This window comes from Planctomycetaceae bacterium (assembly GCA_041398825.1).
GTDB lineage: Bacteria > Planctomycetota > Planctomycetia > Planctomycetales > Planctomycetaceae > F1-80-MAGs062.
In genome coordinates, this window is sequence record JAWKTX010000001.1 from 700,300 (window position 1) to 712,420 (window position 12,121).

Here is a 12,121-nt window from a genome sequence, read left to right on the forward strand (position 1 = left end):
CGTTTTGGAGTTCCCCAAGTGCGCTGGTCATACGTGATACCTCGACTGATCATCGTCGCCATCGTTTGGGCATTCCTGACGTGGGGCAAAGATCCACTGATGCACTACGCGACGGTGCAGACACTTCAATCTGTCACCGGGGCACGGGTTGATGTTGCCTCAATCCGTTCGCAAGTCTACCCGCCCCGATTGGTGGTTGATGGAGTGGCACTGGCCAGTGCGTCACGGCCCGGAACGAACATGGTGCAGTTTGATTCGCTGGAGCTCAGGCTTGCAGGAGATCCGCTTCTTCGACGCCAGTTCGTGGTGGAAGAGGGACACATTCGTGGCGTCCGCTTTCACACTGCTCGCTCAGATGACGGACAACTGGATCTGCCACCGGAACCAGAAGAAGAGAACTCAGAGCCATCCTGGATGGAGGAGCAACTACGCAGTGCCGGGGAAGAATGGTTGACGGGACTCCTGGATCAGGCGAAGGCGCAGATCGACCCCAATCGTCTGGAAACATATCGCACCGGTACGGAAGTCTATGAGAAATGGGACCAGCGCTTCGACGAAATGACAGACCGAGCCAAGCTGCTTAAGCCGCGGTTCGAACAGCTGAAACTGGAATTTGATCAAGCTCGACGGGGTGATCCGCTCAGGATGGTTGAGCAGTATCTTCAGATTGCGCGGAAGGCCGAACAACTCTCTATGGAAGCGAAGGCTATCCGTGAGGAACTGACGGGAATCGCTCCGGAAGTGCGCGTTGACTTTGCCCGCCTTGATCAGGCGCGTCAGAACGATCAGCAAATGGTCAGGGAAACCATTTCGATGATGAAACCTGACACTCGTCGTGTCACTGAATCGTTGATTGGTCAGCAGATGTACCTGCAATTGCAGCAACTGCTCTCCTGGATCGAACTTGCACGGCAGTACAAACAGGAACTTGCTGAACAGACCGAACCGGAACGTCAGCGTGGTCAGGATTTTGAGTTTCCACTTCTGAATCCAACCCCGGACTTTCACCTTCAGAACCTGACCGTTTCAGGCGAAGTAGAGATCGATGGCGAGCTGGTACCGTTTGAAGCCCAGCTTGCTGATGTCACCGAAGATGCGCCATTACTTGGGCGTCCGTGTGTCTTTCGGCTGCGGACAGACAGCAATTCACCAATCACGATGATGGTGACATATGATGCACGGCTGGAAAAGCCGGTCACTCAAATTCAGGCGGCCTACAGTAAGCCTCAGGGCCAGCCGCTTGCAACGGGAAAGCCTGAAAAAGCCATGCTGACAGCTCGCCTTGGCGAGGTGTCATGGGGAATGGATCTCACCGTTGTGGAAAAGCAAATCGCTGGCAGAGTTCAACTTCAGTCTGTCCTTCACGATGCCAGCCTGACCGCCAGCGAAGGGATTCGGCCTGAGTTTCTCACGGCAGCTCGTGAAGCGCTGAATTCCATTCATCAGGTCAATGCATCGATGAATCTTGGTGGAACACTTCTGAAACCAACCATGCAGATTGAGTCGGACCTTGGAAAACAAATCGTTGATGGGGTCCAATTGGCGTTTGCACATCAGATCGATCAGGCCAGGGAACGATTGATTGCCGATGTGAATGCCTACGCCACAAATCAGGTGTCGAAGCTTTCGACTCGGTTCTCCAGTGAGTTTCAGCGACTCAGGGACGACAATGCTGAGTTAATCGCGCAGGTTCAGGAGGTTCAGTCGATCGTTGCAACGTTCAGGTCCGGCAAAGTGGACATCAACACGCTTGCACGAACGGCGTCCAATTCACAATTCCTGTCCGACAAGCAAAAGCAACAGGTCGACCGCACGATGAACGACATGAATGCTGTCATGTCCGGTGGGCTCCCGGACAGCCTTGCCAGGAAGATCCCCGGAGGATCGGTCGAGAATGCGATTCCAAACCTGATCAATAAATCGCTGCCCGGCGATGCATCCCGAATATTATCGGTCCCACTTTCAGGAAGTGCGAGCCCTGCAAATGGAGCGACTGGTTACGGCGGACAACCGGTCAGCGGACCGTTGATGGGAACACAACTGCCTCGGTCGCTTGGAACTCTTTTTCCCGCGGTAACTGCTCCGAACCCGGCCCAGGCAAATGCGACAGGTGTTGAGGATACTCGCCCGTCGAATTCTGTACGTGACGTATTTCCCGGCCTGCGTCTATCGCCCCCGAAACAACCAAATTCTCCCGGCGCACTTCCGGTGAACACAGTTGGCGGCTCATCAGGGACGCAGGCACAATCTGGTACTGCATCACCGATCTCCGGACTTCGTGGATTTGGAAGTTTCCTGAACCAGCCCAATCCATCCAACGGCACTCCAACTTCTTCAGGCACGCAACCTTGACGATCAAGGCCTCCAGCCCGGCAAAGCTGAATGTCTTCCTGGAAATTCTTTCCCGCCGCGGGGATGGTTTTCATGAACTGGAAACCGTCATGCTGCGAACGTCGCTTTGCGACACGATCACATTCGCGCTTCGCTCGGACCCTGACATCAATCTTCATCTTCATGAAGATTCCTGCCGAATCTCGGCAGACGCCTTTCCACTCAATGAGTCCAATCTGATCGTTCGCGCGGCTCGGCTGATGCAAAAGCAAACAGGCTGCACATCAGGAGCTGATATTACAGTCTCGAAGCAAATACCTGCCGAAGCCGGACTTGCAGGCGGCTCATCCAATGCGGCTACAACAATCCGGCAACTCAATTCTCTCTGGGGAACTTCGCTATCGGAAGACGCCCTGCACGCATTGGCAGAACAGCTGGGCAGTGATATCAACTTTTTGCTCAGCGGACATCGGGCGGCTGTTTGTCATGGCCGGGGCGAAAAGGTGGAACCGATTGCTCTGAAAGGTGAATTCTGGTTCGTCGCAATGAAGCCAGTTCAGGGCAATCGCACACAGGACGTCTTTCAGAATTCCACGGTTCCGGAAACGCCCATGTCGGCAAAAACTGTCGGCAACGCGTTAACTGCCGGTGACCCTTTGACTCTTCGTCAACACTGCTTCAATCGGCTGACCAGTGCCGCTCGTGAAGTGAATCCTTCAATGGCGAGAATGATGGATGACGTACAACAGATCTGCCAGAATTCTGTCTTCATGTCGGGAAGTGGTTCGACCTGCTTTGTGGTGGTTGATGACGAATTCGCGGCAAACTCGCTTCAAGCTAAATTGACACTCGAGACCGACTTCAGGACCTGGGTTCTGAAGTGCTGACGCCCATGCAAAATCCTTTGGGGTGACTCTGCCAGTCTAAGCTAAGGCGGATGTCTGTTTGATTCCTGCCACAACCAGATCGTCAGACGAGCACAACTGGGTGCGCGTCGACCTGTTGATGTTATGGTCCTGCAGCTGGGGAGCGAAGGCGGGTCGTTGCCAGCGCGGCAATCCTCGGTTGATGCAAACCAGCATGATGTCCACACTTTCTGGCAGTTGAACCAAGGCTGGATGCCCTGAGTCGGCGGGTTACTTTCCGAATACTGCAGCAGCTTTCTGTCTGACGGCAGGCAATCTGATACGTTCGGGGACATTTGGAACCTGTTCAATCAGCGTATTGATCTGCCCGTCGTTCTTTCGCAGGGTAAAAGCGTCGTAGAGTTCGCCATTTGCCATCCATGCTTCGAACTGAAGTTCGTCTCCGTTGATGTGGATGACCTGATAAAGCTGCGTATCTTCAGCCTGGCGAGGCATAAATTCGTGCCGTTGCAAACCATACATTTTGGGGCCACTGACAGACACGACATACACGCTGCCGGTGTACAGTTGCAGTTTGTTCAGGCCTGAGGCCGCGTTTGCTTCGACTGTTTCTGAAACCTCTGCTGTGGGTGTTTCCAGGCCTGTTCGCCCGTAAGTGTGGTCGTGCCCCTGCAAGACAAGGTCGACGCGATGTTTGTCAAGCACAGGCTTCCAGAGTTTCCTGAGTGCCGTATTGTCGCGGTCCTTTCCTGTGGAGAACATTGGATGGTGAAACGTACAAATGACCCATGGCGACGTATTTTCTGTCAGTACGCGATCAAGCCATTGCACCTGATCTTCCTGCTTTTCATTGCTGTTTAATCCAACAATGCGCAGGTCCTGAAATGTGAGTGTGTAGCAGGACTCTTCAAGCCCTGCGGGACCATTCTCCGGCAAGGTAAACTGCGGTCGCCAATGGTGGGTCAGTCGTCGATTGCCGGCTGAACCGGCTTGCTCGTGGTTCCCCGGGACAGGAAGACTTGGAATCATTCCGTTCAGCCATGCTCCTGCTCCAAACCATTCGCCCCATTCGGAATCTGCTTCAGCGCGATTGATCAGATCGCCCGCATGAATCATGAAACGAGCACGAGGAGCTGTTCTTGCGGCCTCGCGAATCACGCGTGACCAGCGTGATCGAAGATCGTTTTGAGCGTCACCGAAGTAGAGAAAAGAGAATGGCTCCGATGTTTGACTTGCGGTCTGGAACTGAAACCACTCGCTCCAGTTGACGCCATCTCCAACTCTGTAGGCATACTTCGTTCCGGATTGCAGGTTACGAAACGTGACGCTGTGATAACGCGCCATGTTCAGATCCGTGCTCAAATCTTCCATTTGGGATTCGAACGAGAGAGCCTCACTTTCCAGGTCAGGGCCTGGATCGGCCAGTGACAGCTGTGCAAGCCCCTTTTGGACCTCACAGGATGTTCGCCAAGTCACCGATTGAGTGGTGGCGGGATCACCGTTCCACGTCAGGATAATCCTGTCTGGGGTGACGCTTGGGCGATACATTTCAGCAGGTGATCGCAGTTGACTGGTTGTGTTGGAAACAATGGGGCTGCTGGTTGGTTCCTGACCGCCGGAACAGGAATTCGCTACCTGCCATTCGATCGCAATCAACAGGCAGGAGGAAACAAGACACGAAATGGAACGATGGAAGCGAAGTTGGAAATTCATATCGAACTCAGTTTGTTTCAGGAATTAAGGCGGCCAGAATCCTGCCCGGTGACGACCGATGGTCGTCATGTTGAGGCAGATACAGATGGCTCAACTGGTTTTTGGGAGTTTCCCGGTGGCGGGGGAATGTTTCAAAGTCTCAGCTCAACGTGTAATGACCTGTCTGGCTTTGTCAGCATTCGTAGCATGCCGACTGTGCCCGGTCTAGTTTAGAGGATGCGAATTGTGAGATCTATTTCCCGAGCATATGCGGATCCTGTCGACCTGATCTGGATTCATGCGGCAGTGCAATTGGGGATGCAGGTGCAACGCAGTCACGAAGTCAATGCCTCCTGGGACGGCAGACAGACATTGACAATTGGAACTGCGGAAACTCTGGATGCCGATGATTGCCTGGCTCAGATGATCCTGCATGAGATTTGCCACGCATTATGCGAAGGCCCTGAAAGCCTGACAAAACCGGACTGGGGCCTGGAGAGTTTTGATTCGTCCAAAAGAATTCACGAGCACGCTTGTCTCCGGCTACAGGCTGCTCTGGCGGATCGATTCGGACTTCGACAGTTTTTTGCTTCTACAACGATGTTCCGTCGCTACTACGATCATTTACCTCCCGATCCACTCGCGACAGATGGTGATCCCGCTGTCGCCATGGCCCGCCTTGCGTTGCGACGTGCGACTGACAGTCGGTGGCTGGAAACGATCGAAGCAGCGATGGCAGCTACTCTGGAAATCCGCAGGATTGTAGAAAACCTCTCTCCTCCGGATTCCCTGTGGCGAGCGGACACTTCCGCCCGCCTGCCCCCGGGTTTAGCTTAGCTTAGCAGCCCGTTGAAGAAGGGGACTGACTCAAGCAGGAGACCTTAAAACACCACGGTTCACAGCCGTCCAGCGTGGCGGCCCGATTCTTCAACGGACAGTGAGGTCCTCGACGACTGACCACAGGCTGTTTATTCGCGGAGAGAATCCAATCGTTTGCCTGCAGCGTGATTTCACTGCCCTGCCCCAAAGACTTTCCCCGGCCCGGTCGATGCATAGTAAACAGAACGTTGGCTTTTCGCTCGAAATTGCAGAATTTCATCGTCACAATGCGGAACGATCCAGGAGTTTCGGTTTCTGACCGACGTTAATCACGGACACACAAGCAATGAGCCACATAATCGTTGAATGCCCGGGTTGCCTTTCGAAACTGCGTGTACGTGAGTCGGCGAGCGACATCCAGTTCAATTGTCCTCAATGTGACGAGCGCATACTCGTTGAAGGTCAGCCGGTTACGCCCAGGCAGCCAGCCGGTACGCCGCAGGCCGGGAGTGCACGCCCGACCCGCCAGCAGGCACCCCGCCGGCAAACACCCGGAAAGCCTGCTGCCCCCGTGAACACCAGAGAGAATCGCACTCGCAGCGCCGGCTCGAAACCCAGGAAGCCAGCCCCCCGCGCCTATGATGAATTCGACGAATTCGAAGACACATACAATCAACCGACGGCGCCACCTCCGCGTCGACGGAAGAGGGAATCTCCTTCAAGCACCGCAAAAGCAGGCAGCGGAAATAAAACACCCCTGGTCGTACTTGCCGTCGTCTGCATCATCGGCGCAATTGGCGCTGGCTGGTACTTCGGGAGGAACACTGACGATACCGTCGTCGCCAATGCGGATCCGGAAATTCAACCAGCAGGGGCATTGACGGTCCCGGCGGAAGTTCGCCCGGATACTTTTAATAACCCGGCAACCATCCCGCAGCCAAATACACCTGCTCCCGCGAATACGCCTGTCCCGGGTGGAGGAACGGTGGCCGGGATCACACCAGCAGCTCCACCGCAACAACCCGGATACCAACCACCGGTACAGAATCCACCTCCGAGCATCATTCCTCCGGGCAACGCCGGAGCGGTGGCTGCCGTCGTTGACAATCGTCGGTTGATTTACAAATGGAAAGTGGGTGACGAACACATCTATGCCGTCAGCATCAAAGCCGGGGACGGAAATGGCAGCGTGCGAGTCAACGGAAGCTGCACCTACAAGGTGACTGGCGATGCGAATGCTCCTGATGATGAAGGCTCCGGAACTGGATTCGCCGTGACCGCGAATGGGTACATTGCGACTTGTGCCCACGTGATCGAAGGTGCCAAAAAAATCGATGTTCAGCTCAACGGTCAAACATGGCCCGGCATTGTTGTCGCGGTGAACCCAAAGACCGATGTGGCAATCATCAAGGTCAATGCCTCGGGATTGATCCCCGTACAGTTTCAGGACTCAGACCGCGTTCAGCTGGCCGAATCTGTGCGCGTGATTGGGTTCCCGCTCTCAGATGTCCTCGGGACGGATGTGAAAATCACCACGGGAACAGTCGCAGGCATCATTATGGATCCCGAGCATGGCCAGCGGATCCAGGTGGACGCTCCTATTAATCCTGGCAACAGCGGAGGACCTGTGGTCAATGATGCGGGCGAAGTCATTGGGGTTGCGAGCGCAAAGCTGGCAGGGTCTTCGGTGACTGCCGTTGGGTTTGCTGCCCCGGCGAATGAACTTCGAAAGCTGATGGCCGCAAACCAAATCCCTGCGAGTACTGTAAATCGCGGACCTTCACTGGCCGGTCCGGCTGTATTCCAGAAAGTGCGCCCCAGTGTCTGTTACATCAAAGTGAAAGGGAGCAGCGGAGGAAAAACTGTTTCCCTTCAGTACAGCGGCAGTTACACAGAAACTCGCAGCATCTCACCGGGCTCCTTCCGCATGGGCGGATTTCCGTCTTTCCCGAGTTCCCGATCCGATCGAGGCAGTCTTCAGGTGAACGGGCTTGGCGAAGTCCTGAGCTACAAGGGAGACGAGCAGTTTCCTTTTGTACTCGGGCCAATTGGAATGATGTTTATCGAGGAGCTGGATGCTCATTCTGAATCACAATGGGCACGTGAAGAATCCGGCACACTTCAACGAATTAAACGGGGTGACAACGGTCCGTTCGGACGAGGTTTTGGCCCACCGATACCAAGCCCATTTGGAGGTCCACGCGGGATGTTTGGGCGAGAGAAACCAGACGAGGTACTGGACACGATCCCCGCTATTGAACGTGTTGGCTATCAGCGAGGTCAGGAGCTGAACGGAAAAATCTCGATCCAGAAGACGTACGAATACACTACAACCCGCAACCCGGCGAAGCCCTACATGCGTATTCGTGGCAATGGAACACTCGTGTTTGATGTGGAGCAAGGCATTGCACAACGCCTCGAATACAATGCCACCATGGAATCGAATGACGAAGATGGGCATACGTCTTTTCCTCTGACGGTCACGTGGAATCTGCGAGACCCGGAAGAAGTCAGAAAGGAACGAGAGGCTCTTCAGCAAAAGGCGAAGGAAGCTCAGGAGCAAAGGCAGCAGGAAGCGACCGTCCCGAATAAGGAACTGGTGGATAAACTTCTGGACGAGATTAAGAAGGCTGAAGGTGGAAGTGGGGCATCATCGCCGCTCGGCAAACTGGCAGGCATTGCTATCGTGGAAGAAATGCGGTCTCGCGTGCTGGTTGTGGCTCGAAAACATATGAAGAACAGTAGTTCATTCGTTGCGAAGTCAGCGACGGAAGCATTTGCCCACTGGGCGACAGAAAAAGAGTACGACGAACTGGTAGAAATCCTTAAAGCAAACGATGGACTCCTGCATGCAGCTCAGAAGAAGGCTCTCAGTACTCTGGTGGCCACAGGCAAGCCGGAGATGTATCCGGTCCTCATCGACGCGATGCATCAATCCTCCATCCGAAGCGATGCCAAGGCTGCCCTGATCCAGTGTGGGCCTGCTGTGGAAGAAATCGTCATTGATCATTTTGAGGGTACGAAGGACACGTTTGTGAAGCGTGATTTACTGGAAGTGCTTCAAAAAGTTGGCACGGCGAAGTGTGAGCGATTTCTTGAGAAGATTGCGACCGGACCGGATTTTTCAATGCGTCATACGGCCCAGCGAGCGCTGGATGCCGTACGTTCGCGTTAGCTGTCCGTCGAAAAACCGGGAAAGGCACGCAGGACGACTGGAAGCCATCGTGTTTTAAGGTTTCCTGCTTGAGCCAGTCCCTTTGTTCAAAAGGCTGTTAGCGTCGGTCTCCGGAGTGAGGATTGTGGATTTCGGCGGAAAAAGACTGTTCCGGGAGCCAGGTTTGGCCGAAACTGACTGGATCGTTCCAGCCTGCGGGTGTTCCTTCGAGTTCCTGCAGGTCTTGTGGATTGATTTTAACGGAGTCATCAGTAGAATGTCGCCAAAATGGCAGTGCGGTCGGTCCGTGCTGCTGATTCTTGTCAGAATGGCTGATCGTTCCAGGGCACTCGGGCGCAGGTAAACTGCGATGGTGAACCCCGACAGTCATCAGGTCAATTGTTGGAAATAGTTAGGGATTTGATGTCGATTTCGGCAGAAGAGAAGCAACGTATCACCGCTGAGTTTGCACAAAAAGAGGGTGACACTGGTTCACCTCACGTACAGATCGCGGTGTTGACAGCGCGCATTCAGGCTGTCACCGAACATTTGAGGACTCACCCCAAAGACTACGCTGGCCGTCGAGGTTTGCTGGCCATGGTGAGTACCCGTCGTCAGCTGCTGGATTATCTGAAGCGAAAGAATCCGCAGCATTATGTGGACATGATTACTCGATTGAATATTCGTAAGTAGTCAATTGAAGGCGTCGCGAGTGTTGAAAGCACCGCGACGCCTTTCTGTTTGTTTGATTCAATTTGTGTCTGTGTTGTTTTTGTAGTGAGTTTGACTGCTGCCGCAGGTTCGTAGCGGATTGCCGCATCCTGTGGCGACTTTGAGTTGTCGGAAGTTTCGGACTGGCTGAACGCCCCGCACCCTATCGATATCCAGTGAACTGGCACGCAGTAAGTGCCGCCACGTATTTCGGATCTCGGTGCGTCATTGTTGATGTTGTTCAGCAAGTTTTCTGCACTTGACGCGTCGTGAGGCGATGCGTCGGTTGCATCTCTCTCTGATGCCGTGAAGTTGCTGCACACGCGATAATCTGATCTCGTTCCTGCCCAGATGATGCAGTCCGTATGCCGGCTGGTCCGGGTGAGGAATTGATTGTGAAGAAAGTAACTGTCGAGTGCGAATTGGGGGGCCGAACGGTCTCTATTACTTCAGGCGAAATGGCTAAGCAGGCCAGCGGTGCGGTACTGATTCAGTTTGGTGAAACGAGTGTTTTTGTCGCCGCGCAGACGGGGCCCTCACGTCCGGGGACGGACTTCTTTCCGCTGACGGTTGATTATCGAGAAAGACTTGCGGCGGCCGGGCGGTTTGCAGGCGGATATCTGAAACGCGAAGGCCGACCAACCACCCGCGAAATTCTCACATGCCGACTGACGGACTGACCACCTTCGCCCGTTGTTCCCCAAGGGCTTCCGGGACGAAGTTCAGATTCAATCCAATGTCATGTCGCCCGACGGCGAGAATGATCCGGATGTGCTGAGCATCAACGCTGCCAGCGCTGCACTGATGGTTTCGGGAATGCCATTCAAGGGTCCGATCGCAGCGGTTCGTATTGGGCTGATTGATGGCGAACTGGTTGTCATGCCAACCGTTCAGCAAATGGCGGAAAGCAAACTTGATCTGATCGTCGCCGGCTCTCGTAAAGCGGTCCTGATGATCGAAGGTTTCGCCCAGCAATTGCCGGAAAAAGAAATGGGCGACGCAATTATGTTCGCTCATAAGCAGATCCAGATTCTCTGCAAATTGCAGGAAGATCTGGTGAAGGAACTTGGCCTTCCAGCCGTAGAGTTCCCTGTACCTGCCGAAAATCCTTTCGATGCTATCGTCAGGGCGGATGCCTACGACAGCCTGAAAGCTGCCAAAGCGACGCAGTTGAAGCATGAGCGTGCGGATAAGGTCAGCGAACTCAAGAAGCAGCTGATCGAAAAATACTTCCCTGAAGAGGCGGATACAACGGCAGACGGGCTGACTCGTGCTCAGTTCAGTGAAGCGTTCTACAAGCTTGAGTCTCGCGTTGTTCGTGATCTCATCCTGAGCGGTGTTCGACTTGATGGCCGAGGTCATGCTGATCTTCGAGCCGTGAACAGCCAGGTCTCCAAGTTGCCTCGTGTACATGGATCGGCGTTGTTTACTCGCGGCGAAACTCAGTCGCTTGCAACCGTTACGCTGGGTACCACACGAGATCAGCAGAAGAGCGATGGACTGTTTGGTGAAGAGTCACAACGATTCATGCTTCACTACTACTTCCCATCATTCAGCGTCGGCGAATGCCGACCAATTCGTGGGCCAGGTCGCCGCGAAATTGGACACGGGTGTCTTGCAGAACGATCAGTGGCTCCTGTTATTCCGCCGACTGAGAAGTTTCCGTATACCATTCGTGTGATTTCGGACATCCTGGAATCAAACGGCAGTAGTTCCATGGCGTCTGTCTGCAGTGCAACGCTCGGACTGATGGACGCTGGTGTACCAATTCTTCAGCCCGTCGCTGGGATCTCCATCGGTCTGGTGGACGAAGGCGACAAGTTCACTCTGCTGACCGACATCATGGGGGACGAAGACCACTTCGGCGACATGGACTTTAAGGTTGCCGGAACGGGACGTGGCGTCACTGGTATTCAGCTTGACCTGAAGACAGAAGGCATCAGCGAGGAAATCATCCGCGCAACACTCGAGCAGGCTCTGAAGGCGCGTAAGGAATTGCTTCGAGAAATGCTGACCGTCATCCGACGGCCACGGACCGAAGTTTCTGCGACAGCTCCGAAACTCGTACAGACCTCCATCAACCCGGAAAAGATCGGACTGTTGATTGGTCCGGGTGGAAAAACCATTCGCGCGATTCAGGAAGAATCCGGTGCGACCATCGATATTGCAGAAGACGGGAAGGTCACAATATCGGCGGCCAATGCCCAGTCTGCAGATGCCGCTCTGGCACGTATCGAAGCGCTTTGCGAAGAGATTCAGGTGGGGCGTATTTACAATGGAACGGTGACCTCGATCAAAGACTTTGGAGCATTCATTGAAATCGCTCCCGGTAAAGACGGACTTTGCCACATCAGTGAACTGTCCGACGGATTCGTAAAGAACGTCACGGATATTTGCAAAGTTGGTGACAAGTTTGAGGTCAAAGTGATCGCGGTTGACGATCAGAACCGAGTGAAACTTTCGCGTCGGGCGGTACTGGCGGCCAGCGAAGAAAGTGAAGAAGAGGAAGACGACGCCTGATCATCAGCCAGCAAGCTGGCAGTCACAG

The 12,121-nt window shown here is 54.2% G+C and carries 8 protein-coding genes; 7 read left to right on the forward strand and 1 reads right to left on the reverse strand.

Annotated elements, in window-relative coordinates:
• The first annotated feature begins 18 nt into the window (after nt 1–18).
• Together R3C20_02465 and ispE are read left to right on the forward strand one after the other, a co-directional pair.
• Nucleotides 19–2,352 (forward strand): TIGR03545 family protein, encoded by a 2,334-nt coding sequence (locus R3C20_02465; GenBank protein ID MEZ6039340.1) that lies wholly within the window; start codon nt 19–21, stop codon nt 2,350–2,352.
• On the forward strand, nt 2,349–3,218 hold the full coding sequence (gene ispE / locus R3C20_02470) for a 4-(cytidine 5'-diphospho)-2-C-methyl-D-erythritol kinase (protein ID MEZ6039341.1): 870 nt from the start codon (nt 2,349–2,351) through the stop codon (nt 3,216–3,218). The genes R3C20_02465 and ispE overlap by 4 nt, the downstream gene beginning before the upstream one ends.
• Before the next feature lie 249 nt (nt 3,219–3,467).
• On the opposite strand, the gene R3C20_02475 is transcribed toward ispE, so the two are convergent.
• Complete coding sequence (locus R3C20_02475) at nt 3,468–4,910, reverse strand: metallophosphoesterase family protein (protein MEZ6039342.1); 1,443 nt, start codon at nt 4,908–4,910, stop codon at nt 3,468–3,470.
• A 225-nt stretch (nt 4,911–5,135) separates the two neighbouring features.
• Here R3C20_02475 and R3C20_02480 point away from each other — a divergent pair, with 225 nt between their 5' ends.
• The 5 genes from R3C20_02480 (at nt 5,136) to pnp (ending at nt 12,093) form a co-directional block, all read left to right on the forward strand.
• Entirely contained in the window at nt 5,136–5,726 is a 591-nt protein-coding gene (locus R3C20_02480; GenBank protein ID MEZ6039343.1) for a hypothetical protein, read from the forward strand.
• Nucleotides 5,727–6,054: 328 nt separating this feature from the next.
• Nucleotides 6,055–8,883 (forward strand): trypsin-like peptidase domain-containing protein, encoded by a 2,829-nt coding sequence (locus R3C20_02485; protein MEZ6039344.1) that lies wholly within the window; start codon nt 6,055–6,057, stop codon nt 8,881–8,883.
• A 402-nt stretch (nt 8,884–9,285) separates the two neighbouring features.
• Nucleotides 9,286–9,555: a 30S ribosomal protein S15 gene (gene rpsO / locus R3C20_02490; protein MEZ6039345.1), complete on the forward strand. Its 270-nt coding sequence runs from the start codon at nt 9,286–9,288 to the stop codon at nt 9,553–9,555.
• Nucleotides 9,556–9,968: 413 nt separating this feature from the next.
• Nucleotides 9,969–10,253: a hypothetical protein gene (locus R3C20_02495; protein ID MEZ6039346.1), complete on the forward strand. Its 285-nt coding sequence runs from the start codon at nt 9,969–9,971 to the stop codon at nt 10,251–10,253.
• 61 nt (nt 10,254–10,314) lie between these two features.
• A complete protein-coding gene (gene pnp, locus R3C20_02500; GenBank protein MEZ6039347.1) occupies nt 10,315–12,093 on the forward strand; it encodes a polyribonucleotide nucleotidyltransferase in 1,779 nt (592 codons plus the stop codon).
• The last annotated feature ends 28 nt before the right edge of the window (nt 12,094–12,121 follow it).